Consider the following 24,858-nt stretch of genomic DNA (forward strand, 5'->3'; position numbering starts at 1 on the left):
GACACAGCCTAAAAACTTTGCCCCACGCAGGGCAGAGGCGCCACACCTGCAGGAGAAGAAGAAATGTCATCACTCAGTAAAGAAGCGGCCCTGGTTCATGAAGCGCTGGTCGCACGTGGTCTCGAAACCCCGTTGCGCCCGCCCGTGCATGAGATGGATAACGAAACGCGCAAACGTCTTATCTCCGGCCATATGACCGAGATTATGCAATTGCTCAATCTTGATTTGAGCGATGACAGTCTGATGGAAACCCCACATCGCATCGCTAAAATGTATGTTGATGAGATTTTCTCCGGTCTCGATTACGCGAACTTCCCGAAAATTACCGTCATTGAAAATAAAATGAAGGTTGATGAGATGGTCACGGTTCGTGATATCACGCTGACCAGCACCTGTGAGCATCACTTTGTCACAATTGATGGCAAAGCGACGGTGGCGTACATCCCGAAAGAGTCTGTGATTGGCCTGTCGAAGATTAATCGCATTGTGCAATTCTTTGCGCAGCGTCCACAGGTACAAGAACGTCTGACTCAGCAAATTTTGACCGCGCTGCAAACGCTGCTCGGTACTAATAATGTGGCGGTTTCAATTGATGCGGTGCATTACTGCGTGAAAGCGCGCGGTATCCGTGATGCGACCAGTGCGACCACTACCACCTCGCTTGGCGGGCTGTTTAAGTCCAGCCAGAATACGCGTCAGGAATTCCTGCGCGCCGTGCGTCACCACAACTGATTAGGGCAGGGAACCATGGAGCGTAATGTCACGCTGGATTTTATTCGTGGCGTTGCCATCCTTGGTATCCTGCTTCTCAATATTAGCGCCTTTGGTTTGCCGAAGGCGGCATACCTGAACCCTGCCTGGTATGGCAACATTACCCTGTCGGATGCCTGGACCTGGGCGGTGCTTGATCTCTTCGCGCAGGTGAAGTTCCTTACTCTTTTTGCGCTGTTGTTCGGCGCAGGCCTGCAAATGCTGTTGCCGCGCGGCAAACGCTGGATCCAGTCGCGACTCACTCTGCTAGTTTTGCTGGGTTTTATTCACGGCTTATTATTATGGGATGGCGATATCCTGCTGGCATACGGCTTAATTGGTCTTATCTGCTGGCGGCTGATCCGCGACGCTCCTTCGGTCAAAAGCCTGTTTAATACCGGTGTGCTGCTCTACCTCGTAGGTATCGGCGTATTGCTGCTGCTTGGCGTTATTTCCGGGGGCGAAACCAGCCGGGCCTGGACGCCGGATGCCTCTGCACTGCTGTATGAAAAGTTCTGGAAGATTAACGGCGGTATGGAAGCGGTCAGTAACCGCGTGGATATGCTGTCGAACAGCCTGCTGGCACTGGGGGCGCAGTACGGCTGGCAGCTTGCGGGAATGATGCTGCTCGGCGCGGCATTGATGCGCAGCGGCTGGCTGAAAGGACAATACAGTTTGTCGCATTATCGTCGTACCGGCGCGTTGTTGGTCATCATCGGAATGGCGATTAACCTACCGGCTATCGTCGCCCAATGGCATCTGGAGTGGGCATATCGCTGGTGTGCTTTTCTGTTACAAGCCCCGCGAGAACTGAGCGCACCGTTTCAGACTATCGGTTACGCCGCATTGATGTTTGGTTTCTGGCCGCAACTTAACCGCTTTAAATTTGTTATTGCCATTGCCTGCGTAGGACGCATGGCATTGACCAATTATCTTCTGCAAACGCTCATCTGCACCACACTGTTCTATCAGTTTGGTCTGTTTATGAAGTTTGACCGGCTGGAACTGCTGTATTTCGTTATCCCTGTTTGGACTATAAACCTTCTTTTCTCCGTCATTTGGCTACGTTTTTATCGGCAAGGTCCGGTGGAGTGGCTGTGGCGTCAACTAACCCTGCGTGCCTCAGGGGCGTCATTGCCGGGAACATCCAGATAACGATCTGGATCACATTCATTAACAAAACGGATGTAAGCGTTTTCATTCCTGTGACATGACTCACGCAGTGCTATTCATCGTGCTGACAAAATACACAATCCAGGGTGTCTGTGGGCAACCGCAATCTCAAACAGGGTAGTGAATATGATCACCATACGTGATGTGGCACGTCAGTCTGGCGTTTCTGTGGCGACCGTTTCCCGCGTACTGAATAACAGCGCGTTGGTGAGTCCAGATACTCGCGAAGCGGTAATGAAGGCAGTGACTCAGCTAGGCTATCGGCCCAATGCTAATGCGCAAGCGCTGGCCACGCAGGTGAGTGACACTATTGGTGTAGTGGTGATGGATGTTTCAGATGCGTTCTTTGGTGCGCTGGTGAAAGCCGTAGATATGGTTGCCCAGCAGCATCAGAAGTATGTGCTGATTGGTAACAGTTATCATGAAGCAGAAAAAGAACGTCATGTCATCGAAGTCCTGATCCGTCAGCGTTGTAACGCGCTGATTGTTCACTCAAAAGCGTTGAGTGACCAGGAACTGGGGGAGTTTATGGATCAGATCCCCGGAATGGTATTGATCAACCGTATTGTGCCGGGCTACGCCCACCGTTGTGTCTGCCTGGACAATATCAGCGGGGCCAAAATGGCGACCCGCATGCTGCTCAATAACGGGCACCAACGCATAGGGTATCTGGCGTCAAGTCATCGTATTGAAGATGACGCGATGCGTAGAGAAGGGTGGCTAAGCGCGTTGAAAGAAAACGGAATTACTCCGGCAGAAAGCTGGGTTGGCACCGGTTCGCCCGATATGCAGGGCGGAGAATCAGCGATGGTGGAACTGCTGGGACGTAATTTGCAACTGACGGCGGTCTTCGCTTACAACGACAATATGGCCGCCGGGGCGCTTACTGCGCTAAAAGACAACGGTATCGCCATTCCGTTACATCTGTCTATCATTGGTTTCGATGATATCCCTATTGCGCGTTACACCGATCCGCAGCTGACGACCGTGCGCTATCCTATTGCATCAATGGCAAAAATGGCGACAGAGCTCGCACTACAAGGCGCTGCGGGTACGTTGGATCCTGCGGCGACCCATTGCTTTATGCCAACGCTGGTGCGTCGTCATTCTGTGGCGTTGCGGCAGAATGCGGCACCGATCACTAACTAATAATGTCACTCGATGTAACCGTTTTCAATATGTGAGTAAATTCACAGTATCTTAACAATGCCATAGCTATGATGACACTGTTTGTTGCGCTGTAACTACTATGTAACGGTGAATAATCACTTTCATCGAGGTATAGGCGTCTTAAACAAAAATTAAAGCCTGTTTTTGGAGCGTTGCCAGACACGGAAGAAATATTTTTAAAAGTGAGCTTCGGCGTTCAGTAACAGTTTAGTAACGTTCTGCCCTGCCGAGCATTTATCTCAAGTACTACCCTGCATAATAAAACCGGAGATACCATGAATAAGAAGGTGTTGACCCTGTCTGCTGTAATGGCAAGCATGTTATTCGGCGCGGCTGCGCACGCTGCTGATACCCGCATTGGTGTGACGATTTATAAGTATGACGATAACTTTATGTCTGTGGTGCGTAAAGCTATTGAGAAAGATGCCAAAGCGGCGCCAGATGTCCAGTTGCTGATGAACGACTCCCAGAACGATCAATCCAAGCAAAACGATCAGATTGATGTATTGCTGGCAAAAGGCGTTAAAGCACTGGCTATCAACCTGGTTGACCCGGCTGCAGCAGGCACGGTAATTGAGAAAGCTCGTGGCCAGAACGTACCGATTGTGTTCTTCAACAAAGAACCTTCACGTAAAGCGCTGGACAGCTATGACAAGGCCTTCTATGTCGGTACCGACTCTAAAGAATCTGGCATCATCCAGGGTGATTTGATTGCTAAACACTGGGCAGCAAACCCGAACTGGGATCTGAACAAAGACGGTAAAATTCAGTTTGTTCTGCTGAAAGGCGAGCCGGGACATCCGGATGCTGAAGCACGTACTACCTACGTGATTAAAGAGCTGAACGACAAAGGCATTAAAACTGAGCAGCTGCAGTTAGATACCGCCATGTGGGATACCGCTCAGGCGAAAGATAAAATGGATGCGTGGATGTCCGGTCCAAACGCCAACAAAATTGAAGTTGTGATTGCGAATAATGACGCAATGGCAATGGGTGCAGTTGAAGCGCTGAAAGCACACAACAAAACCAGCGTTCCGGTATTTGGCGTGGATGCGTTGCCTGAAGCTCTGGCTCTGGTGAAATCTGGTGCAATGGCCGGTACCGTGCTGAACGACGCCAATAACCAGGCGAAAGCAACCTTCGATCTGGCGAAAAACCTGGCTGAAGGCAAAGGTGCGGCAGACGGCACAACCTGGAAAATTGAGAACAAAATTGTTCGCGTTCCGTATGTAGGTGTCGATAAAGACAATCTGGCTGAGTTCACCAATAAATAAGTCTATACACACCATACTTCAAGTTGCCTGTGCGTTGGCTGTGCTCGTTCACCCCAGTTACATAGTTATCTATGTGGCTGGGGATTCACTCACTCACCGCCTTCCTGCAACTCGAATTTTTTAGTGTATATGTCTGTGGGCGCAATTCTGTTGCGCCCTCAATTACGCACTCAGCAAGGCCAACAAGGTATAATTATGGTCAGCACTAATACTCAGTCGTCAGGCGAATACTTGTTGGAAATGAGCGGCATCAACAAGTCCTTTCCCGGCGTTAAGGCTCTTGATAATGTCAATTTAAAAGTCCGCCCACATTCTATTCACGCCTTAATGGGGGAGAATGGAGCTGGAAAGTCAACATTATTAAAATGTCTTTTTGGAATCTATCAAAAAGATTCCGGTAGTATTTTATTTCAGGGTAAAGAAATCGATTTTCATTCTGCTAAAGAAGCGCTTGAAAATGGTATCTCGATGGTACACCAGGAATTGAACCTGGTATTACAACGTTCCGTAATGGACAACATGTGGCTAGGGCGTTATCCCACCAAAGGCATGTTTGTCGACCAGGATAAAATGTACCGGGATACCAAAGCGATATTTGATGAACTGGATATTGATATCGATCCGCGTGCGCGCGTCGGTACATTGTCAGTTTCGCAAATGCAGATGATAGAAATTGCTAAAGCGTTTTCGTACGATGCCAAAATCGTCATCATGGATGAACCTACCTCGTCTTTGACGGAGAAAGAGGTTAATCATCTGTTCACGATTATTCGTAAACTGAAAGATCGTGGATGCGGTATCGTTTATATTTCTCACAAAATGGAAGAAATCTTCCAGTTGTGCGATGAAATTACCGTGCTACGTGATGGTCAGTGGATTGCGACCCAGCCACTGGAAGGGCTGGATATGGATAAGATCATCGCCATGATGGTGGGACGTTCGCTGAACCAACGTTTCCCGGATAAAGAGAACAAGCCTGGCGAAGTGATTCTGGAAGTGCGTAACCTGACATCTCTGCGTCAGCCGTCGATTCGTGATATCTCTTTTGACCTGCATAAAGGGGAGATCCTTGGCATTGCCGGTCTGGTTGGTGCAAAACGCACAGATATTGTTGAAACACTTTTTGGTATTCGTGAGAAATCATCAGGTACGATTACGCTACACGGTAAAAAAATTAATAACCACAGCGCGAATGAAGCCATTAACCATGGTTTTGCGCTGGTGACGGAAGAACGTCGCTCAACGGGCATTTATGCTTATTTGGATATCGGTTTTAACTCGTTAATATCCAATATCCAAAACTATAAAAATAAAGTTGGCCTGTTGGATAATACCCGTATGAAAAGCGATACCCAATGGGTAATTGACTCCATGAGGGTGAAAACACCAGGTCACCGTACACAAATTGGTTCACTGTCCGGTGGCAACCAGCAAAAGGTTGTTATTGGCCGTTGGTTGTTAACACAGCCAGAAATACTGATGCTGGATGAGCCAACACGTGGGATCGATGTTGGTGCAAAATTTGAAATTTATCAGTTAATTGCGGAGCTGGCGAAAAAAGGGAAGGGGATTATCATTATTTCCTCCGAAATGCCGGAGCTGTTAGGTATTACCGATCGTATTCTGGTTATGAGCAATGGTCTTGTGGCTGGAATTGTTGAAACTAAAACGACAACGCAAAACGAAATTCTCCGTCTTGCGTCTTTGCACCTTTAAGATTAGGGGCTCCTCATGAGTGCGTTAAATAAGAAAAGTTTTCTTACTTACCTGAAAGAAGGCGGAATTTACGTTGTTCTTTTAGTTTTGCTGGCGATTATTATTTTCCAGGACCCTACTTTCTTAAGTTTGCTGAACTTGAGTAATATTCTGACGCAATCCTCGGTGCGTATTATTATCGCACTGGGCGTTGCCGGACTGATTGTCACCCAGGGGACAGACCTGTCTGCAGGTCGTCAGGTTGGTCTGGCTGCGGTGGTCGCGGCTACCTTGCTGCAGTCGATGGAGAATGCCAATAAGGTGTTCCCGGAAATGGCCACCATGCCGATCATCGTGGTGGTGCTGATTGTCTGTGTTATCGGTGCCATTATTGGTCTGGTGAACGGTATCATCATTGCGTACCTGAATGTGACCCCGTTTATTACCACTCTCGGTACGATGATCATCGTTTACGGTATCAACTCACTGTATTACGACTTTGTCGGGGCCTCGCCAATTTCTGGCTTTGACAGCGGATTCTCCACCTTTGCGCAGGGCTTTATTGCGCTGGGTAGTTTCCGACTCTCCTATATCACTTTCTACGCATTGATTGCAGTGGCCTTTGTTTGGGTACTCTGGAACAAGACCCGCTTTGGTAAAAACATTTTCGCTATCGGCGGTAACCCCGAAGCGGCGAAAGTATCTGGCGTTAACGTCGCGCTGAACCTGCTGATTATCTATGCGCTGTCTGGCGTGTTCTATGCTTTCGGTGGCTTACTGGAAGCCGGACGTATCGGCTCTGCGACCAACAACCTCGGCTTTATGTATGAGCTGGATGCGATTGCGGCGTGCGTGGTCGGCGGCGTGTCGTTCAGTGGTGGTGTCGGTACCGTATTTGGTGTTGTGACCGGTGTTATTATCTTCACCGTTATCAACTACGGTCTGACCTATATCGGCGTGAACCCTTACTGGCAGTACATTATTAAGGGCGGCATTATCATCTTCGCGGTGGCGCTGGACTCACTGAAATACGCACGTAAGAAGTAACGTAACTATGCAAAAGCCCGGTGCAGAGAAATCTGCCCCGGGCTTTTCTGTTCTTCGTGTTACAGCGTTAGCGCATGTTCTTTCTCACCGGCTTTAAATTTTACCTCCCCTAAATCGATACAGGCTACCGGGCAGACGTGACCGCACAGCAGACAACCCACGCATTTTTCGGTGTTGCAGTGTGGTGTACGGGTTTCTTCATTCCATTCCATCGCCTGATGTCCACCGTCATAGCAGGAGATGTAGCAGCGCCCGCAGCCAACGCATTTATCGAGGTTGATATGTGGGTAGACAATATAACTGCGGTCAAGATCCTCGGCGGGAATGATATTGGTATTGGCAAGGCCAACCATATCCTCCAGCGAATCAAAGCCCTGATCGGCAAGATAGTGCGACAGCCCGCTGGTCATATCCTCCACAATCCGATAGCCATACTGCATGATCCCGGTAGTGACCTGCAGCGTAGCGGCACCCAGGAGCAAGAATTCAGCAGCATCTTCCCAGGTTTCAATGCCACCAATGCCGCTAATCGGAAAATCTTGTAGTTCAGGGTGGGTACGCAGTTGTTGTATAAAACGTAGGGCGATGGGTTTTACTGCCTTGCCGGAGTAGCCGGAAATACTGGATTTGCCGTTGACTACTGGCATGCCGATTTTCCGGTTCAGGTCGATATTGGTGATAGATTTTACGGTATTGATGGTGGCAATACCGTCGGCACCTCCGCGTTTAGCCGCCAGAGCCACTTCACACATATCGCCAATATTGGGTGTCATTTTGGCTAAAATTGGCAGTGAAGAACCGCGTTTAACTGCCCGACAATATTTCTCGACCAGCTCCGGGCTTTGTCCCACATCGCTGCCCATCGCATGAGATGTCATCTGCGGACACGAGAAGTTGCACTCGATCATATCCGCACCCGCTTCTTCGACCAGGTGTGCCAGCTCCTGCCATTGCTGCTCATTTTCCCCCATGATCGATGCGATTAGCACTTTATCCGGGTAATTTTGCTTCAGCCTACGAATGGCGGCCAGATTCTCTTCCAGTGGGTGTTCAGCAATTTGCTCCATATTTTTGAAGCCAATGAAGCCAGTATCTTCTTTGGTCAGATGGTCAAAGCGTGGGGAGACTTCATTGGCGATAAAGAAACCAATTGTTTTAAAAACAATTCCGCCCCAGCCGGTATCGTAGGCTTTGGCGCACATCTCATAACAGTTACCCACCGGAGAAGAAGAGAGGCAAAACGGGTTGGGAAATTTTACGCCGCAAAAAGTAATAGAAAGATCTTTTGTTAACATGAGCAAGCTCCCTCTAAATAGTGATGAATAGCCTGAGCGGCTTCTTTCCCGGTTTTCACGGCATAGACGACGGTTTTATCGCCTTTAACGATATCGCCCGCGGCAAACAGAACCGGATCGGCGGTTTGATAATTTTGCGTATCGATAAGATTACGCTCTGGCTTTAATGCCGCGAAACCATCAAGTTGAGCGTGTTGGCCAACGGCGAGAATAATCTTTTCGGCTTCAAACGTGAGTTCTCCTGGCTGACGAACATGCTTAAAGGTGACTCTATTCCCGGTAACCTCTACGGGTGTGAAGCCGTCAATGATCGATACGTCTAACGCTTGCGTACTGGTGAACTCTTTGTCGCTGGCGGGGAGTTCAGCGAGTTCTTCACGTGCGACACAGGTGACTGACGGACAGCCAAGGAGTTTTAACGTACTGGCGACATCCATTGCCACATCGCCGCCACCGATGATCAACGCACTTTGCGGTACGCCAATATCGCCGCCGGACTGGCGGGCACGTTGCAGGAAATCGACGGCAATCTCGACATTATTTGCATTGTTAAACAATGGCAGGGTCGAGCCGTAGGACATGCCTACGGTAAGCAGTACAGCGCGATTTTCCGCTTTAAGTTGCTCAACGGAGAGGGCGTTGCCGACTTCACAATGGCATTTAATGGTGACGCCCATTTCAACGATACGAGCAATCTCGACATCCAGAACAGATTGCGGCAGCCGAAACTCAGGAATGCCATAGCGTAGCCAGCCGCCTGGCTGAGGCTGTTTTTCGTAAATTGTCACGTCGTAACCCAGATTGCTCAAGGTTACACTGGCCTGCAACCCTGCCGGGCCTGCGCCGATAATGGCAATCTTGCCCAGCGTTTTCGTTCCGGGTTGATAAATTTTCATTGCCGTCTGCTGTTCAAAATCGGTAATAAAACGTTGCAGACGTGCGATATCGATAGGTTTATCAATTCCTGAACGCGTACACCCGCGTTGACATAATTTTTCGGTTGGACATACCCGGGCGCATACGGCTCCGAGCGCATTATTTTCACGGATCGTTTCGGCTGCGCCTTTAAAATTGCGAAAATAAATAGAGCGAATAAATTTCCCGGGATCGGTTTGCGCCGGACAATCCTGGCTACAGGGGGCATCGTGACATAATAAACAGCGGGAGGCCTCTTTTATTGCTAATAATGGCGTAAAAGCAGGCGTCAGCTCATCCAGATAATTTTGTTGTGGCATATTTTCTTCCTTAATGCTTGAGTAAATTAAGGCGAACCGTTAATAACAAAATATAAAATTAGAAAAAATAATTTCTAAGGCTATTCTCAAGGCTAGCACTGCAGGAAGAGTATTCTGTGAAAGGATTCACAAATAGAGGACAGTGTCAGGGAAATGCTGGTGGACAGCATTTATCCCTTATGTTGAAATAACAATTGTTCTCATAATATTAGTTATTCTCAAACACTAATATTACATAAATGTCCTTATCGATAAAAGACTAAATAAATAACCATCCCAAAAGATAAGCATCCGCACCCGGCATAAACAAGAACGTAACACCAAAATTGCAGTGGATCTTCATTGCGGTAGGCATATACCGGTTCACGTGCGTTCTTCTTTATTTTATCAACGGCCCCAGAGCGCCAGCCTTTCCATGCTTCACGAAAGCAAAACACAGGGATGAGAAGAAAGGCCAAAACGACGAAGAGTGTTTGCACATCCATGCTTATTTTCCTTGTTTCTTTTGTAATTCAAGTAACTGTTCTGGCGTTACCGCCGGATAACCCTGAGCATCATCCGGTACCTGATGCATTGTCGGGATCGGCACCAGCGGGCCTAAAAAACGAGGCTCGCGCTTAAAGAGATAGAGATCGGCCAGCGCCCCAAAACGGGCGCCGAATTCACGTACCCGTACGGTCAGCATATCTTTAGGTGAAGGCACCGCGTAGCACTGGGCTTGAATGCCCATATGAAGTGCAATAAACAAGGCGCGTTCACAGTGGAATCGCTGGGTAATGATGATGAAATCATTGGTATCAAACACTTTGCGGGTCCGCACAATGGAGTCGAGCGTGCGGAATCCGGCATAATCGAGCACGATGTCGGCAGGATCGACGCCTGCGGCAATCAGATCTTTACGCATCGTCATCGGTTCGTTATAGCTTTGCTGTGCGTTATCGCCACTGAGTAGCAGGTAATTCACCTTACCGCTGTTATAAGCGTTTAATGCGCCCTGAATGCGGTAGCGGTAATACTGGTTAATGACGCCGGTACGGTAGTATTTCGCTGTGCCTAATACCACGCCGACCTGGCGATAGGGTAAATCCTGCAATTCGTCGTAGATGTAAGGTGCTGTCTTCCAGCTCATCCATCTGTCGAGACCAAGCACAGTTAACAGCAGCAAGCCGATCAGGACTAACAAGCTGTAAAACACGCGCTTTAACATGCGGAAAACTCGATAATTGGATGGAATTTCAATCAGGCTACTGTACCCGACGGCGTAGCGCAAGAAACAGCAACCTGATTGAGGGGATTTTCAACAATCCAGCCGTGATAAGCGTCGAGCCATCAGGAAATTAACCCAGCAGTACGCGACTGATGTTATTGCATCCCAATGCTTTCAGGGTAGCGGAAGTGGCATCCCACTGGATTAATGGCGCATCGGCTTTTTCTGCCAGCACCGCGCGTTGAATGTCCGGGTAATCATAGCCGTTGAGGTTCAACAGGTTTAATGCGCCCTGCAGCGGAGGCAGAGTTGGGTTGAAGGCGGCGTTTTCAGCATAGCTGCCACTGAAGATTTGACCATCTTTGCACTCCAGCGCAACACCGCTCGGGGAGTGACTGTATGGCATATGACAATGATTAGCGGCGGTAATCGCCGCCTGGGTCAGCGTATCGCCTTCCAGCGCGAAGCCGTGATCCTGCTCATCCATCAACAAGGTTTTGATGTCTAAATCTTTCGGGCCGAAAGCATCCGGCAGATAGTCGCGCAGGGCGTGCGGCTCACGTCCTGGCAGGTGAATGCGTAAATCCAGCCCGCTGTTCAGTTCATTCATAAACTGACGGCAGTGACCGCAAGGGGTGTAGTTTACGGTGATGGCGGCGAGTCCCTTTTCACCGCGTAACCAGGCGTGACTGATGGCGCTTTGCTCGGCATGAACAGTTTGCTGCATCGTCGCGCCAAGGAACTCCATATTCCCACCGAAATACCAGGTACCACTGATACCACGCGCAATTGCGCCAACGTTAAAATGGGAGAGATCGGTACGAGCGCAGGCAGCAGCCAGCGGCAGCAGAGCGAATGCCAGCGCGTCTTCGTCCAGTCCCGATTCGCGTTTAAGCACAGAGACCTGCTCAGCAGTTAACATGGCGGGGAAATGAACATCCGCCAGAAGGGGAGCCAGGGCTGATTGCAAGTTATCCGCGAGTTGGGCAAAAGAAGTTTGAAAACGTGGATGCATGGCGATGCCTCATAACAATGTAATGGAATCGTAGTTTACGGGCCTGTTACGCCTTTATATGTGATTCATATCTCATTATGTATGCAACTTATGAAACTTAAATTAAAAATGTGCAACGCATCGCAAATAAATGACCTAAAAATCAGGATTAGCCGAACAGTGCCAGAATAACCGGGAACAGGAACGGAGCCACCAGTGAAGTGATTATCCCGCAAATGACCAGCGCCAGAGAACTAAATGCGCCTTCCTGGTAGTCAAGCTCAGCACAGCGTGCGGTGCCCAGGGCGTGCGAGGCAGTACCCATTGCCAGCCCACGTGCAGCCTTGGTGCGAATCCGCATTGCATTCAGCAGAGTATGGCCAAATACGGCACCGAGGATGCCGACAAAAATAACACAGACAGCGCTGATTGCCGGGATGCCGCCGATACTTCCACCTACCGCCATGGCGATAGGTGTTGTCACTGATTTAGGCATGATAGACGCGGCAATTTCCGGTGAAGCCCCCAGTAGCAAAGCAATAGATGTGCCGGTAACCATCGCCACTACGCTGCCTGCGAAACAGATAGCAATAATGGACTTCCAGCGGGCGCGGATTTGGTGCAATTGCTCATACAGCGGATAGGCCAGCGCGACCACCGCAGGCTGCAGTAAATCGTTGAGAACCTCGCTGCCTTTAAAATAGTGATCGTAGGGAATACCGGTCAGGATCAGAAAGGGAATAATGACCACCATGGCGACGAGCAGTGGATTCAGCAGCGGCATTTTGATCCGCATAGCCAGCTTACGAGCGGCAAAAAATACCGCCAGCGTGAGGGGTAACGACCACCAGATATACGACATCATTCTTTAGATCCTTTCTGCCCAACGATTTTTCGTTCACCGTGCACAAGATGCGAGCTCCAGCTCACTACCAGGAAAACGACCAGTGTACTAATGGTGCAGGACACCACCACCGGACCAAATTGCGCACGGAGCAAGTCAAAGTACTGCATGATCCCTACACCAATTGGGACAAACAGAAGGGCCATATAGCGAATCAGGACATAGCAACCTGGATTAACCCATTTCGCAGGCAAGATTTGCAGCGCCAGCAGGACAAACAGGATTAGCATGCCGATAATGCTGCCCGGAATAGTTATGGGGAGCAGGGAAGCAAGAAAAATACCTGCATAGAGGCAGGCATAAATCAGTACGAAAGCGCGTATATATTGCCAGATAATATTCAGTGACTTGCTCATAGTAGAAACCCTTGACGAGACTGATTCATCATACAATTAAACTTTAAAACGTGCTACCGATCACATCATGAATTCTAAGCATAGTGGAAATAGATAACGGGAACATCGGCTAAACTCTGCGCTGAATACAGAATAGCGGTAAGTAACCGCTTCTCTGTGCTTTAAACCCTATCTCAGAGAAGTTACCATAGCGCCTCTCTTTTTTGCGGGTAACAATATGCGTGTTTTACTGGCGCCGATGGAAGGTGTGCTCGACTCACTGGTTCGCGAGCTGCTGACTGAAGTCAATGACTATGATCTCTGTATCACCGAATTTGTCCGGGTGGTGGATCAACTCCTGCCGGTAAAAGTGTTCCATCGCATTTGTCCTGAGTTGCTCAACGCCAGCCGTACGACATCCGGCACACGGGTGCGCATACAACTGCTGGGGCAGTATCCGCAGTGGCTGGCGGAGAATGCGGCCCGCGCGGTTGAACTGGGCTCGTTTGGTGTCGATCTGAATTGTGGCTGCCCGTCGAAACTGGTTAACGGCAGTGGCGGCGGCGCAACGTTATTAAAGGATCCGGAGCTTATCTACCGGGGGGCAAAAGCGATGCGCGAGGCCGTTCCGGACCATTTGCCGGTGACGGTAAAAGTACGCCTCGGCTGGGACAGCAGCGACAGACAGTTTGAAATTGCCGATGCCGTTCAGCAGGCAGGTGCCAGCGAGCTGGCGGTTCATGGCCGAACCAAAGAGCAGGGCTACAAGGCTGAGCACATTAACTGGCAGGCTATTGGTGAAATTCGCAAACGTCTCACTATCCCGGTTATCGCTAATGGAGAAATCTGGGACTGGCAGAGTGCCCAGGATTGCATGGCTATTACCGGATGTGACGCCGTGATGATAGGACGTGGTGCACTCAACATCCCTAATCTTAGTCGTGTGGTGAAATACAACGAACCGCGTATGCCGTGGCCTGATGTGGTGACGTTGCTGAAAAAATATACCCGGCTGGAAAAACAGGGCGATACCGGTCTATACCACGTGGCGCGTATCAAACAGTGGCTGGGATATTTACGTAAAGAGTATTCAGAGGCGACAACGCTGTTTCAGGAAATTCGCGCATTAAATAATTCACCGGATATCGCGCGTGCGATTCAGGCCATTGAGTGTTAACTGAGCGCTGATACCTCTGTTTAGTAAGCCGGATATGGCGGTTATGCCACCATCCGGCATCAGAGTTGAGATATTGCCTGATGGCAATTCGCTTATCAGGCGTGTTGGATCCGGAATCGACATCAGAAAATCATCTTAAACACACCCGTCACCACCAACAGCCCAATCAGAAAAATAATTAAAATAACCCACAGCAGAATTTTCATTAACTTTCCTTATTTTTGGTAAGTTCAGGTTGAGTATAGGAAAGCATCAGCAATTCTGCCTGGCGGTTTCATTACTCCGGCTTACGTGCGCTGAGAAGAAATATCATTGGACGCTCTTTCTCTTCATCCAGCGCCGGGTTAGCGGCAATCTGTTCAGCAGACGGACCCCATTCATTAAGGCTTATGATCTGAAACCCGGCGGCAATCAGCGCATTAATCCACGTGGCCAGTTTACGGTGTTGTTTTTTGACGCCTTCGGCGAACCAGTTGCTGATGCGTTCGCCTTCCTGCTGATAGTGATTAACCGGCCAGGATTGTTGACCGGTTTTATCTTTGATCCAGCCCTGGGTCAGTGGTGCGGTATAAATAGGGTGCTCGGCAGAAAATACCAGCATTCCGCCCGGTGTTAGTGACTGATAAATCGTTGTCAGTAATCGTTCAATATTCTGCAAATAGTGCAGGGCGAGTGAGCTATAGACCAGATCAAATGAACCCGGCGAGAGCGTGAGTGTTTCAAGATCTTCGCGCTGGTACACGATCCCATCGCCATGGGTCATACTGCGCGCCTTGGCTAACATCTTCTCTGAAATATCCAGACCCACAACGCTTGCAGCGTGGTTATTTCTCGCGTAGCGGCAAAACCAGCCATATCCGCAGCCTAAATCAAGAATATTTTTACCCTGTAGCGGAGGAAGCAGCGTTTGTATTGTTGGCCATTCTGGTGCACCGTCGAGCCCCTTTACTGAACGATCCAGTGTGGCATATCCGGCAAAGAACTCAGGATCATCATAGATATTTTGTGACATATCGGCTCCATTCATAAATTATTAGAATAATATTATCCATAATATTTAACTGGTATATATTTTTCTGATTATATATTTTAATTTCCAAAGATGTATTGCCACGCGTAACTAAAAAAGCGAGTGCGACAAGTCGTAATCTCTGCACCTCTTTTCTTATCTGCGTACCTCCATGAATCGTAATTCTGTTCTTGTCGCTACGGCATGTTTGCCGCTTTTTATTCTGATGGCGGGCTGCGCCCCTATGCACGATAACCGCCAGCTACTGTCACAGCAGACCCCCTCTGCAAACGTTGATTCCACATTACCAGCGGCATTGAAAAACGGTTGGCCAGATAGCCAGTGGTGGAAGGCGTATCACGATCCACAGCTTAATGCGTTGATTGACAGTACGTTACAGAACTCTCCTGATATGCAAGTGGCGGAGCAGCGTATTCAGCTGGCGGAAGCGCAGGCTCAGGCCATAGAAGCGCAGGATGGACCGCAGATTGATTTTTCCGCAGGCGTTGAGCGTCAGAAAATGTCTGCCGAAGGTGTGATGGGACCGTTTGCCATTACCGATCCCGCGGCTGGTACTACGGGGCCGTGGTACACCAATGGAACATTTGGTTTAACCGCAGGCTGGGACCTGGATCTATGGGGCAAAAACCGGGCAGAAGTCGCGGCGCGCATTGGTGAGGTTAAAGCGCGTGAGGCCGAGCGTGAGCAAACCCGACAACTGCTGGCAAGCAGTGTGTCTCGTCTGTACTGGGAGTGGCAGACACAGGCGGCGCTGAAAACCGTGCTAATGCAGATTAAAAATGAGCAGCAGAATGTCATCACAGCGGATCGCCAACTGTATCAAAACGGTATTACCTCTTCGGTGGAGGGGGTAGAAACCGATATCGATTCCAGCAAAACAGAGCAGCAACTGAACGATGTCAGTGGAAAAATGAAGGTGATCGAGGCGCGACTGCTCGCCCTGACCAATACACAATCCACCTCCCTGAAGCTTAATGCCGCGACTATGCCGGTGGTGGAAAGCCAGTTGCCGTCCCGGTTAGGTTACTCACTACTGGCTCGCCGCCCTGATTTACAGGCTGCACACTGGTATATTGAATCGTCGATGAGCAGTATTGATGCGGCGAAAGCTGCGTTTTATCCCGACGTTAACCTGATGGCATTTTTACAGCAGGACGCGTTACATCTGAGCGATCTGTTCCGTCATTCCGCGCAACAAATGGGGGTGTCTGCCGGGCTGACGTTGCCTGTCTTTGATAGTGGCAGACTGAATGCAAATCTCGATATGACCACCGCGCAAAGCAATCTGACGGTTGCCAGTTACAACAAAGCCGTAGTGGACGCGGTGAATGATGTGGCACGTGCGGCAACGCAGGTGGAAACATTGGCGCAGAAGAATCAGCAACAGCAAAAGATTGAACATGACGCGCAGCGTATAGTGGGACTCGCCCAGGCACGGTTTAATGCCGGTATCATTGCGGGGTCCCGCGTCAGCGAGGCAAAAATTCCGGCATTACGTGAGCAGTGTAACGCTCTGATTTTACAAGGTCAGTGGCTGGATGCTTCTATTCAGTTAACCAGCGCCCTGGGTGGCGGATACCACGCCTCCTGACTTTCCGGCCCGGCAGATATTTGTTGTCGGGCCAGTTTCATTGCGTTTTTTGTTTATTTCGCTGCTTCATCCACCAACGGGCAGCCACCACCAGGCCGACAACCAGAACCAGCCATATTCCGTGTTTAATATGCTGGTCGAGGCTGTGCAGCCACGGGGCAATCACTTCACCACCCACGTAACCGAGCGAAGTGAACAGCAGTGCCCAGACGAGCGCTCCCAGAATATTCAACGGTAAAAAGATTTTTGGTGGCAGGTGGCTGGCGCCAATCAGCAGGGGACCAATGACGCGGAATCCGTACATAAAACGTGTCCCGACCACAAAGAGGTAGGGACGTCGTTGGATCATTTTCTGTGCGTAATGAATTTTTGCCTGATGACGCGAGAAACGACGTAAAATTTTGCCGCCATAACGCCGTCCAAGTAAATAAAGTAACTGATCGCCTATCATCCCACCCAGCGCGACGGAGATGACAACCAGTGGAAATTTGAGTAATCCCTGATGCGCTGCAACGCCACCTAACAGGGTAATTGTTTCACCTTCGGCCAGGCTGCCAATAGTTAGCGCCGCATAGCCGTACTGCGCAATAAGACTGTTTATATCCATACGTCTGTATGACCTCCACAACTCTTAGCATACACCCTATAAATTGTTGATGCCGGAAAAGCCTCAGCGTAGCGCATCGGTATTTTTGTTGTGTACATAAAATAATCAAAAGGTGAATTATACTTGAAGTGTTGAGGTCCGGAGCTGACAAGAAGGGGGCGGTATGAACCATGTCTGGGGGCTGTTTTCCCATCCCGATCGTGAAATGCACGTGATCAACAGCGAAAACGAAAGTGTTTCGCATCACTATACTCACCATGTACTGCTGATGGCGGCAATCCCGGTTATTTGTGCCTTTATTGGTACGACACAGATCGGCTGGAATTTTGGCGACGGAAACATACTGCAACTATCCCTGTTTACCGGATTTGCGATGGCAATTCTGTTCTACGGTGTGATGCTGGCGGGCGTGGCCGTTATGGGGCGGGTGATCTGGTGGATGGCGCGCAATTATCCGCAGCGTCCATCGCTGGCGCACTGTATGGTCTTTGCCGGATATGTTGCCACGCCGCTGTTTTTAAGCGGGCTTGTAGCGCTTTATCCATTGGTCTGGCTGTGTGCCTTAATTGGGACTATCGCGCTGTTTTACACCGGATATTTACTGTATCTCGGCATTCCAACATTCCTGAATATCAGCAAAGAGGAAGGACTAAGTTTTTCCAGTTCGACACTGGCGATTGGTGTGCTGGTGCTGGAAGTTCTGCTGGCGATTACGGTGGTCCTGTGGGGTTACGGCTATCGGTTATTCTGACGTTCAAACCTGTCTACGCTGCGTTGCTGCTGTAAAAGCCAGCAACGCAGCATTTCGAGATGATTATCCAGTAGCGGTGACGCTGTCGGGTCGTTATGATGCCTGAGCTAGCCAGAGGTAACCCTTACTTCTGGCGGTGTGCGTTGTGACGTGCGTGAACCATTATCAGAAATCTCATCATGCTGAAATTCCGAGTTTCATTATTAAGTCTTGCCCTGGTGCTGGCCGTTCCTTTTGCACCTCAAGCCGTGGCGAAAACGGCGACTACCGCGAGCGCCTCTCAACCTGAGATTGCGTCTGGTAGTGCGATGATTGTCGATCTGAATACCAACAAAGTGATCTATTCGAACCACCCGGATCTTGTGCGTCCGATTGCGTCGATTACCAAATTAATGACGGCGATGGTGGTGCTTGATGCACGACTGCCGCTGGATGAAAAGCTAAAAGTTGATATCAGCCAGACGCCGGAAATGAAAGGCATCTATTCCCGCGTGCGCTTGAACAGTGAAATCAGCCGTAAAAATATGCTGCTGCTGGCGCTGATGTCATCAGAAAACCGTGCGGCGGCAAGCCTGGCGCATCATTACCCTGGCGGGTATAACGCATTTATCAAAGCGATGAACGCTAAAGCAAAAGCGCTGGGTATGACCCAGACACGTTTTGTGGAGCCTACAGGGTTATCCATTCACAACGTTTCGACCGCCCGTGACTTAACTAAACTACTGATTGCCAGCAAACAATATCCGCTGATTGGTCAGCTAAGTACGACGCGTGAAGACATGGCGACCTTTGCTAATCCGGCTTATACGTTGCCGTTCCGCAACACTAACCATCTGGTTTATCGCGATAACTGGAATATTCAGTTAACCAAAACAGGTTTTACCAATGCGGCAGGCCACTGTCTGGTGATGCGTACGGTTATTAATAACAAACCGGTTGCGCTGGTGGTGATGGATGCCTTCGGTAAATATACCCACTTTGCCGATGCCAGCCGCTTACGTACCTGGATCGAGACCGGTAAAGTGATGCCGGTTCCGGCGGCGGCGCTGAGCTATAAAAAACAGAAAGCCGCACAGATGGCGGCAACTGGTTCGGCAACGGGCGAGCAAACTGCGCAGAACGATTAAATAGCGTGGGATGGTAATAAAAAGAGGCCTGATAGCATAACGCTGTCAGGCCTTTTTACAGAAAAATCAATCAGAAAGTTTTGTTTCGTCCGAAACGTTTTCTTTCCAGAACTTCTGCTTACTTGTCTTACCGATACCCGGATTCATGCTGTTGGTAGGGTCGTTTTCGCGGTAAAAACGAGCCAGTGTTTCCGGTGCTTTGTACAAATGTCCCACATTATGCTCTGCCGGGTACTGCGCCCCGCGCGCATGCAGTAATTCAAGCATTTGCTCTTTCAACGCATGAGCATCCACGCCTTTCTTCACAATGTAATCCTGGTGGAAGACGTAGCACATAAAGTGACCATAATAGAGTTTGTGTACCAGCTTACTGTCAATTTCTGCTGGCAGATGTTCGTACCATTCGGTGTCATTACGGCGCAATGCAATATCCAGCGCCAGAATATCTTCCACCTCATCCGCATGAACGGCCTGGTAGCGGATTGCCGCGCCAGCCGCCGCGAAGCGATGCAGAAAGGCTTTGCTGCCTTCTTCCGGTGTACAGGCAAAGAAGTCACCTTCGGCGGTTTTGAAAAACTCGGTCAACCAGTTTTGCGCTTCTGCTACACCGCCACCTGCCATTTTAAGCAACAGGTGGTGTTCGTACTTATCGCGCCAGCTTTTCATTCTTGCCGGTAAATGGCTGGGGAATAAATGGCCAAACTTCTGCATCGCCCGGTCGGTGAAGTGCGGGCGGAAAATTTTCACTTTTTCCAGCATCGCATCGGTACGGCCCTTCAGAGTAAAGAAGAACGGCATTTTATCGGTGCCGAGCTTGTCGATCATCAGGAACGTATCTTTGCCGTACTTCTCTGCGATGTCGTAAATATCGCGGTGCATATATTCACCCGCGACCGGCAGATGCTCAAACTTTGCCAGAATATGGCGGCGGATTTCTGTCAGCACTTCTGGCTGATTGGTGCCGATATAAAAGACCTGCTGATTTTTCTCGGCCTCGAACGTATCCAGACGCACGGCGAATACCGCCAGTTTTCCCGCACAGCCGGATGATTCAAACAGACGATCCGGATCTGCGTTATAACGTGCCGGGGTATCGGCCTCAATATCTCTGACGCGAGTGACGTAATCATGATCGTGTGCATGACGGCCATCATGACGTACATCGTTATCTTTGATGCGTTCATCATCAAGGTTGCTGAGGATCTGTTCCGGTGTCTGGCCCAGTTCGATACCCAGATGGTTTACCAGCTGTAATTTTCCCTGCTCATCAATGCGTGCAAACAGCGACATTTCAGTGTATGCCGGACCACGTTGCACCAGCGAGCCGCCGGAATTGTTGCAGATGCCGCCAATAACAGATGCGCCAATGCACGAAGAACCGATAACCGAATGCGGTTCACGACCAAAAGGCTTAAGCGCTTTTTCCAGCGAGTAAAGCGTGGTGCCCGGATAGGCCAGCACCTGCTCGCCTTTGCCAATGACGTGTAGCTTGTCGAGGCGCAGGGTACTGATAATGACAATGTCGCGATCGTAGTCATTACCACTCGGCGTAGAGCCTTCTGTCAGACCGGTATTGGCGGCCTGCATCAGAATAATTTTGTCGGCGTTGACGCAGGCGTTCAGGACACGCCACAGTTCTAATAACGTACCCGGAAAGACAACGGCTAATGCGTCGCCCTGACCGGAGCGAAAGCCCTTGCGATAGCGGGCGGTTTTAGCAGGTTCGGTGAGCAGGTGAGAATGACCCACCAGGCGGGTTAGTTCATTCAGAAAAGCTTTATTTTCAGTTGTTGTAATGGAAGACATTCTCCACTCCTTGTGGTGGGACTCAATATCAGGAACAAGCATAGCGCTTTGTATGACAATACGCTTTCTCATTCAGCTTGTCTCTGGGTTGGCTGTGTTCATTCACCACGGTTTTGAAAATTCAGAGAATAACCTTAGCTTTCTTTGCCTCTCACGTTTAGGCTTACGGCAAACTGCGGTTTTTGTTATATTTTCGCTGCCTCATCGGGAAAAAATAAAGAGAGAATCAACATGAAATGGCTATGTTCTGTAGGTGTCGCGGTGAGCCTGGCGTTGCAGCCAGCGCTGGCGAGCTCCCTGTTTGGTAACCATCCACTGACGCCTGACGCGCGGGATGCCTTTGTTACCGATTTGCTCAAACAGATGACCGTGGATGAGAAGATCGGGCAATTACGTTTAATAAGCGTCGGGCCTGATAACCCGAAAGAAGCCATCCGCGAGATGATCAAAGACGGGCAGGTAGGGGCGATTTTTAACACCGTTACGCGCCAGGATATCCGCAAAATGCAGGATCAGGTGATGGAACTCAGTCGCCTGAAAATCCCTCTCTTTTTCGCCTATGACGTATTGCATGGCCAACGTACCGTATTCCCGATAAGCCTCGGCCTGGCATCGTCTTTTAATCTGGATGCCGTCAGAACGGTGGGGCGTATTTCCGCCTATGAAGCCGCAGACGATGGCCTGAATATGACCTGGGCGCCGATGGTCGATGTTTCGCGCGATCCACGTTGGGGACGCGCTTCTGAAGGTTTTGGGGAAGATACCTATTTAACCGCCACGATGGGGAAAACCATGGTGGAAGCGATGCAGGGTAAAAGCCCGGCCGATCGCTATTCCGTGATGACCAGCGTCAAGCACTTTGCCGCCTATGGTGCAGTAGAGGGCGGCAAAGAATACAACACCGTGGATATGAGTCCGCAGCGTTTGTTTAACGACTATATGCCGCCGTACAAAGCCGGACTTGACGCCGGGAGCGGTGCAGTGATGGTGGGACTTAATTCACTTAACGGCACGCCTGCGACTTCCGATGCCTGGCTGCTAAAAGACGTACTGCGTGACGATTGGGGCTTTAAAGGCATCACCGTTTCCGACCACGGTGCAATTAAAGAGCTGATAAAGCACGGCACCGCGTCCGATCCTGAAGATGCTGTGCGCGTGGCGATCAAGTCCGGCATTAACATGAGCATGAGCGATGAGTATTACAGTAAGTATCTGCCAGGCCTGATTAAATCAGGCAAAGTCACTATGGCAGAACTGGATGATGCTGCGCGTCACGTGCTGAATGTGAAATACGATATGGGGTTGTTTAACGATCCTTACAGCCATCTGGGGGCAAAAGAGTCAGACCCGCAGGACACAAACGCCGAAAGTCGTTTACACCGTAAAGAAGCGCGTGACGTGGCGCGTGAAAGCCTGGTGCTGCTGAAAAATCGTCTGGAAACGTTGCCGCTGAAAAAATCAGGTACCGTTGCTGTTATCGGGCCGCTGGCGGACAGCAAACGTGACGTGATGGGAAGCTGGTCCGCTGCCGGTGTTGCCGATCAGTCCGTGACGGTGCTGACAGGTATTAAAAATGCACTGGGTGAGAAGGGCAAAGTGGTGTATGCCAAAGGGGCGAATATCACCAACGATAAAGGTATTGTCGACTTCCTCAATCTGTATGAAGAGGCGGTGAAAATTGACCCGCGCTCGCCGCAGGCGATGATTGATGAAGCAGTCAATGTGGCGAAGCAGTCCGATGTGGTTGTCGCAGTGGTCGGCGAGGCGCAGGGTATGGCGCATGAGGCATCCAGTCGTACCGATATCACTATCCCGCAGAGTCAGCGCGATCTGATTACCGCGCTGAAAGCAACCGGTAAACCGCTGGTACTGGTGCTGATGAACGGTCGTCCATTGGCGCTGGTGAAGGAAGATCAGCAGGCCGATGCGATTCTGGAAACCTGGTTTGCCGGAACGGAAGGCGGTAACGCCATAGCTGACGTGCTGTTTGGCGATTACAACCCGTCTGGAAAATTGCCGATGTCCTTCCCGCGTTCTGTCGGGCAGATCCCGGTCTATTACAGCCACCTGAATACCGGGCGTCCATATAACGCTGATAAGCCAAATAAATATACCTCGCGCTATTTTGATGAAGCGAATGGCCCGTTGTATCCATTTGGCTATGGTTTGAGCTACACCACGTTTACGGTTTCTGATGTGAAGCTCTCTTCGCCGACGATGAAACGTGACGGAACAGTAACGGCCAGCGTGCAGGTGACCAACACAGGTAAGCGCGAAGGTGCGACGGTGATCCAGATGTATTTACAGGATGTTACCGCGTCAATGAGCCGTCCGGTAAAACAACTGAAAGGGTTTGAGAAAGTGAACCTTAAACCTGGCGAAACTCAGACCGTCAGTTTCCCGATTGATATTGAGGCACTGAAATACTGGAACCAGCGCATGAAATATGATGCTGAACCGGGCAAATTTAACTTCTTCATCGGCGTTGATTCCGCCCGGGTGAAACAGGGTGAGTTTGAGCTACTGTAAGGATTAGAGATGAATAAAGGGCCGGGAAACCGGCCTTTTTTATGGGCGCAGATATTGCGTCAGGGGGGATTAATCACCGGGTTAGTGCGAATAATTTCCTTCGTGACCTCTTAGCTGGCAGGTTAACGCCAGATTTTTCGTCTATGCTTTTTCCTCAAGTCTCTGAAAAGGGCAATAAAAGGATGAGGAGAGCAGCATGACAATCTCAAAGGTATGGGCGGGATCGCTGGTGTTGTTAGCTGCGGTGAGCTTACCCTTGCAGGCCGCGTCACCCGTAACGGTCGGTTCAAAAATTGATACCGAAGGGGCGCTGCTCGGCAATATTATTTTGCAGGTACTTGAAAGCCACGGCGTGAAAACTGTCAATAAAGTGCAACTGGGTACCACACCAGTGGTGCGTGGGGCAATAACGTCTGGTGAGCTGGATATTTACCCGGAATATACCGGAAATGGTGCCTTCTTCTTTAAAGATGAAAATGATCCGGCCTGGAAAAATGCTCAGGCTGGATTTGAAAAGGTCAAAAAGCTGGATGCAGAACAGAATAAACTGGTCTGGTTAACACCAGCGCCTGCTAACAATACCTGGACCATCGCGGTACGTCAGGACGTTGCTGAAAAGAACAAACTCGTTTCACTGGCCGATCTGGGGCGCTACCTGAAAGAGGGCGGAACATTCAAACTGGCTGCCTCCGCGGAATTTATTGAACGGACTGACGCACTTCCCGCCTTTGAAAAAGCGTATGACTTCAAGCTTAATCAGAACCAGCTTTTATCGCTGGCTGGGGGAGATACGGCGGTGACAATTAAAGCCGCTGCGCAGCAGACATCGGGCGTTAATGCAGCAATGGCTTATGGAACCGATGGTCCCGTTGCCGCGCTGGGATTACAAACTTTAAGTGATCCGCAAGGTGTTCAGCCAATTTATGCTCCTGCGCCGGTCGTGCGTGAATCGGTATTGAAGACTTATCCGCAAATAGAGGAATGGCTGCGACCGGTATTCGCCAGCCTGGATGAAAAAACGCTGCAACAACTTAATGCCAGTATCGCCGTTGAAGGGCTGGATGCGAAAAAAGTTGCAGCAGACTACCTGAAGCAAAAAGGATGGGTGAAGTAACGGATTTTGCAGCAGGTGAGTGTGGTGTCAAAGATATCAGTCAACCG

23 protein-coding genes are annotated in these 24,858 nt (G+C 49.9%); 12 read left to right on the forward strand and 11 right to left on the reverse strand.

The features are described 5' to 3' along the window. Positions 1 to 63: 63 nt before the first annotated feature. From folE to mglC, 6 genes are all read left to right on the forward strand, one after another. The gene (gene folE, locus SK36_RS06160; RefSeq protein WP_043000121.1) at positions 64 to 732 is read left to right on the forward strand and encodes a GTP cyclohydrolase I FolE; all 669 of its coding nucleotides are present in this window, start codon (positions 64 to 66) and stop codon (positions 730 to 732) included. Positions 733 to 747: 15 nt separating this feature from the next. Then, positions 748 to 1,905 carry a DUF418 domain-containing protein YeiB gene (yeiB, locus tag SK36_RS06165; RefSeq protein ID WP_048221045.1) on the forward strand — a complete coding sequence of 386 codons (1,158 nt, stop codon included), beginning with the start codon at positions 748 to 750 and terminating at the stop codon, positions 1,903 to 1,905. A gap of 144 nt (positions 1,906 to 2,049) precedes the next feature. After that, a complete protein-coding gene (gene galS / locus SK36_RS06170; protein ID WP_048221046.1) occupies positions 2,050 to 3,072 on the forward strand; it encodes an HTH-type transcriptional regulator GalS in 1,023 nt (340 codons plus the stop codon). A gap of 296 nt (positions 3,073 to 3,368) precedes the next feature. Further along, positions 3,369 to 4,367 carry a galactose/glucose ABC transporter substrate-binding protein MglB gene (mglB, locus tag SK36_RS06175; RefSeq protein WP_045445015.1) on the forward strand — a complete coding sequence of 333 codons (999 nt, stop codon included), beginning with the start codon at positions 3,369 to 3,371 and terminating at the stop codon, positions 4,365 to 4,367. A 195-nt stretch (positions 4,368 to 4,562) separates the two neighbouring features. Continuing rightward, entirely contained in the window at positions 4,563 to 6,083 is a 1,521-nt protein-coding gene (gene mglA / locus SK36_RS06180; RefSeq protein ID WP_048221047.1) for a galactose/methyl galactoside ABC transporter ATP-binding protein MglA, read from the forward strand. A 15-nt stretch (positions 6,084 to 6,098) separates the two neighbouring features. Further along, the gene (gene mglC / locus SK36_RS06185) at positions 6,099 to 7,109 is read left to right on the forward strand and encodes a galactose/methyl galactoside ABC transporter permease MglC (RefSeq protein ID WP_003027393.1); all 1,011 of its coding nucleotides are present in this window, start codon (positions 6,099 to 6,101) and stop codon (positions 7,107 to 7,109) included. 59 nt (positions 7,110 to 7,168) lie between these two features. Here the strand turns inward: mglC and preA are convergent, their stop codons facing one another. From preA to SK36_RS06220, 7 genes are all read right to left on the reverse strand, one after another. Further along, positions 7,169 to 8,404: an NAD-dependent dihydropyrimidine dehydrogenase subunit PreA gene (gene preA / locus SK36_RS06190; protein WP_048221048.1), complete on the reverse strand. Its 1,236-nt coding sequence runs from the start codon at positions 8,402 to 8,404 to the stop codon at positions 7,169 to 7,171. Further along, positions 8,398 to 9,639: an NAD(P)-dependent oxidoreductase gene (locus SK36_RS06195; protein WP_045445002.1), complete on the reverse strand. Its 1,242-nt coding sequence runs from the start codon at positions 9,637 to 9,639 to the stop codon at positions 8,398 to 8,400. The genes preA and SK36_RS06195 overlap by 7 nt, the downstream gene beginning before the upstream one ends. Before the next feature lie 245 nt (positions 9,640 to 9,884). After that, positions 9,885 to 10,124 carry a DUF2542 family protein gene (locus SK36_RS06200; RefSeq protein ID WP_048221049.1) on the reverse strand — a complete coding sequence of 80 codons (240 nt, stop codon included), beginning with the start codon at positions 10,122 to 10,124 and terminating at the stop codon, positions 9,885 to 9,887. Positions 10,125 to 10,126: 2 nt separating this feature from the next. Next, positions 10,127 to 10,846, reverse strand: coding sequence for an outer membrane permeability protein SanA (sanA, locus tag SK36_RS06205; RefSeq protein WP_045449709.1), 720 nt, complete (start codon positions 10,844 to 10,846; stop codon positions 10,127 to 10,129). Between the two features lie 130 nt (positions 10,847 to 10,976). Then, a complete protein-coding gene (gene cdd / locus SK36_RS06210; protein WP_048221050.1) occupies positions 10,977 to 11,861 on the reverse strand; it encodes a cytidine deaminase in 885 nt (294 codons plus the stop codon). Between the two features lie 148 nt (positions 11,862 to 12,009). Beyond that, positions 12,010 to 12,705 (reverse strand): CidB/LrgB family autolysis modulator, encoded by a 696-nt coding sequence (locus SK36_RS06215; RefSeq protein ID WP_045444993.1) that lies wholly within the window; start codon positions 12,703 to 12,705, stop codon positions 12,010 to 12,012. After that, on the reverse strand, positions 12,702 to 13,100 hold the full coding sequence (locus tag SK36_RS06220; protein WP_045444991.1) for a CidA/LrgA family protein: 399 nt from the start codon (positions 13,098 to 13,100) through the stop codon (positions 12,702 to 12,704). The genes SK36_RS06215 and SK36_RS06220 overlap by 4 nt, the downstream gene beginning before the upstream one ends. 217 nt (positions 13,101 to 13,317) lie before the next feature. Here SK36_RS06220 and dusC point away from each other — a divergent pair, with 217 nt between their 5' ends. Then, entirely contained in the window at positions 13,318 to 14,256 is a 939-nt protein-coding gene (gene dusC, locus SK36_RS06225; protein ID WP_045444989.1) for a tRNA dihydrouridine(16) synthase DusC, read from the forward strand. A gap of 122 nt (positions 14,257 to 14,378) precedes the next feature. On the opposite strand, the gene yohP is transcribed toward dusC, so the two are convergent. Next, entirely contained in the window at positions 14,379 to 14,462 is an 84-nt protein-coding gene (yohP, locus tag SK36_RS24605) for a small membrane protein YohP (protein ID WP_015572324.1), read from the reverse strand. A gap of 71 nt (positions 14,463 to 14,533) precedes the next feature. Further along, positions 14,534 to 15,268, reverse strand: a complete 735-nt coding sequence (locus SK36_RS06230) for a class I SAM-dependent methyltransferase (RefSeq protein WP_048221051.1) — start codon at positions 15,266 to 15,268, stop codon at positions 14,534 to 14,536. Between the two features lie 169 nt (positions 15,269 to 15,437). Between SK36_RS06230 and mdtQ the strand changes: the two genes are divergently transcribed. Beyond that, a complete protein-coding gene (gene mdtQ, locus SK36_RS06235; protein WP_048221052.1) occupies positions 15,438 to 16,877 on the forward strand; it encodes a multidrug resistance outer membrane protein MdtQ in 1,440 nt (479 codons plus the stop codon). A gap of 37 nt (positions 16,878 to 16,914) precedes the next feature. On the opposite strand, the gene SK36_RS06240 is transcribed toward mdtQ, so the two are convergent. After that, entirely contained in the window at positions 16,915 to 17,484 is a 570-nt protein-coding gene (locus SK36_RS06240) for a DedA family protein (protein ID WP_045444981.1), read from the reverse strand. 163 nt (positions 17,485 to 17,647) lie between these two features. On the opposite strand from SK36_RS06240, the gene SK36_RS06245 reads away from it, so the two are divergent. Together SK36_RS06245 and pbpG are read left to right on the forward strand one after the other, a co-directional pair. Continuing rightward, complete coding sequence (locus SK36_RS06245; protein ID WP_045444978.1) at positions 17,648 to 18,235, forward strand: Yip1 family protein; 588 nt, start codon at positions 17,648 to 17,650, stop codon at positions 18,233 to 18,235. Positions 18,236 to 18,414: 179 nt separating this feature from the next. Continuing rightward, on the forward strand, positions 18,415 to 19,362 hold the full coding sequence (gene pbpG / locus SK36_RS06250; RefSeq protein WP_045444975.1) for a D-alanyl-D-alanine endopeptidase: 948 nt from the start codon (positions 18,415 to 18,417) through the stop codon (positions 19,360 to 19,362). Between the two features lie 66 nt (positions 19,363 to 19,428). On the opposite strand, the gene dld is transcribed toward pbpG, so the two are convergent. Further along, positions 19,429 to 21,168 (reverse strand): D-lactate dehydrogenase, encoded by a 1,740-nt coding sequence (dld, locus tag SK36_RS06255; protein WP_045444972.1) that lies wholly within the window; start codon positions 21,166 to 21,168, stop codon positions 19,429 to 19,431. A gap of 231 nt (positions 21,169 to 21,399) precedes the next feature. On the opposite strand from dld, the gene bglX reads away from it, so the two are divergent. After that, positions 21,400 to 23,697: a beta-glucosidase BglX gene (bglX, locus tag SK36_RS06260; protein WP_075261763.1), complete on the forward strand. Its 2,298-nt coding sequence runs from the start codon at positions 21,400 to 21,402 to the stop codon at positions 23,695 to 23,697. A gap of 196 nt (positions 23,698 to 23,893) precedes the next feature. Beyond that, a complete protein-coding gene (gene osmF / locus SK36_RS06265; RefSeq protein WP_045444969.1) occupies positions 23,894 to 24,811 on the forward strand; it encodes a glycine betaine ABC transporter substrate-binding protein OsmF in 918 nt (305 codons plus the stop codon). Positions 24,812 to 24,858 lie beyond the last annotated feature (47 nt).

This window comes from Citrobacter sp. MGH106 (genome assembly GCF_001037495.1).
In the GTDB taxonomy this organism is placed as follows: domain Bacteria; phylum Pseudomonadota; class Gammaproteobacteria; order Enterobacterales; family Enterobacteriaceae; genus Citrobacter; species Citrobacter murliniae.

What these genes read in the sequence shown, in the direction of transcription:
- folE (WP_043000121.1), top strand. Translation starts at nt 64, where the DNA reads ATGTCATCACTCAGTAAAGAAGCGGCCCTGGTTCATGAAGCGCTGGTC.
- yeiB (WP_048221045.1), top strand. Translation starts at nt 748, where the DNA reads ATGGAGCGTAATGTCACGCTGGATTTTATTCGTGGCGTTGCCATCCTT.
- galS (WP_048221046.1), top strand. Translation starts at nt 2,050, where the DNA reads ATGATCACCATACGTGATGTGGCACGTCAGTCTGGCGTTTCTGTGGCG.
- mglB (WP_045445015.1), top strand. Translation starts at nt 3,369, where the DNA reads ATGAATAAGAAGGTGTTGACCCTGTCTGCTGTAATGGCAAGCATGTTA.
- mglA (WP_048221047.1), top strand. Translation starts at nt 4,563, where the DNA reads ATGGTCAGCACTAATACTCAGTCGTCAGGCGAATACTTGTTGGAAATG.
- mglC (WP_003027393.1), top strand. Translation starts at nt 6,099, where the DNA reads ATGAGTGCGTTAAATAAGAAAAGTTTTCTTACTTACCTGAAAGAAGGC.
- preA (WP_048221048.1), bottom strand. Translation starts at nt 8,404, where the DNA reads ATGTTAACAAAAGATCTTTCTATTACTTTTTGCGGCGTAAAATTTCCC.
- SK36_RS06195 (WP_045445002.1), bottom strand. Translation starts at nt 9,639, where the DNA reads ATGCCACAACAAAATTATCTGGATGAGCTGACGCCTGCTTTTACGCCA.
- SK36_RS06200 (WP_048221049.1), bottom strand. Translation starts at nt 10,124, where the DNA reads ATGGATGTGCAAACACTCTTCGTCGTTTTGGCCTTTCTTCTCATCCCT.
- sanA (WP_045449709.1), bottom strand. Translation starts at nt 10,846, where the DNA reads ATGTTAAAGCGCGTGTTTTACAGCTTGTTAGTCCTGATCGGCTTGCTG.
- cdd (WP_048221050.1), bottom strand. Translation starts at nt 11,861, where the DNA reads ATGCATCCACGTTTTCAAACTTCTTTTGCCCAACTCGCGGATAACTTG.
- SK36_RS06215 (WP_045444993.1), bottom strand. Translation starts at nt 12,705, where the DNA reads ATGATGTCGTATATCTGGTGGTCGTTACCCCTCACGCTGGCGGTATTT.
- SK36_RS06220 (WP_045444991.1), bottom strand. Translation starts at nt 13,100, where the DNA reads ATGAGCAAGTCACTGAATATTATCTGGCAATATATACGCGCTTTCGTA.
- dusC (WP_045444989.1), top strand. Translation starts at nt 13,318, where the DNA reads ATGCGTGTTTTACTGGCGCCGATGGAAGGTGTGCTCGACTCACTGGTT.
- yohP (WP_015572324.1), bottom strand. Translation starts at nt 14,462, where the DNA reads ATGAAAATTCTGCTGTGGGTTATTTTAATTATTTTTCTGATTGGGCTG.
- SK36_RS06230 (WP_048221051.1), bottom strand. Translation starts at nt 15,268, where the DNA reads ATGTCACAAAATATCTATGATGATCCTGAGTTCTTTGCCGGATATGCC.
- mdtQ (WP_048221052.1), top strand. Translation starts at nt 15,438, where the DNA reads ATGAATCGTAATTCTGTTCTTGTCGCTACGGCATGTTTGCCGCTTTTT.
- SK36_RS06240 (WP_045444981.1), bottom strand. Translation starts at nt 17,484, where the DNA reads ATGGATATAAACAGTCTTATTGCGCAGTACGGCTATGCGGCGCTAACT.
- SK36_RS06245 (WP_045444978.1), top strand. Translation starts at nt 17,648, where the DNA reads ATGAACCATGTCTGGGGGCTGTTTTCCCATCCCGATCGTGAAATGCAC.
- pbpG (WP_045444975.1), top strand. Translation starts at nt 18,415, where the DNA reads ATGCTGAAATTCCGAGTTTCATTATTAAGTCTTGCCCTGGTGCTGGCC.
- dld (WP_045444972.1), bottom strand. Translation starts at nt 21,168, where the DNA reads ATGTCTTCCATTACAACAACTGAAAATAAAGCTTTTCTGAATGAACTA.
- bglX (WP_075261763.1), top strand. Translation starts at nt 21,400, where the DNA reads ATGAAATGGCTATGTTCTGTAGGTGTCGCGGTGAGCCTGGCGTTGCAG.
- osmF (WP_045444969.1), top strand. Translation starts at nt 23,894, where the DNA reads ATGACAATCTCAAAGGTATGGGCGGGATCGCTGGTGTTGTTAGCTGCG.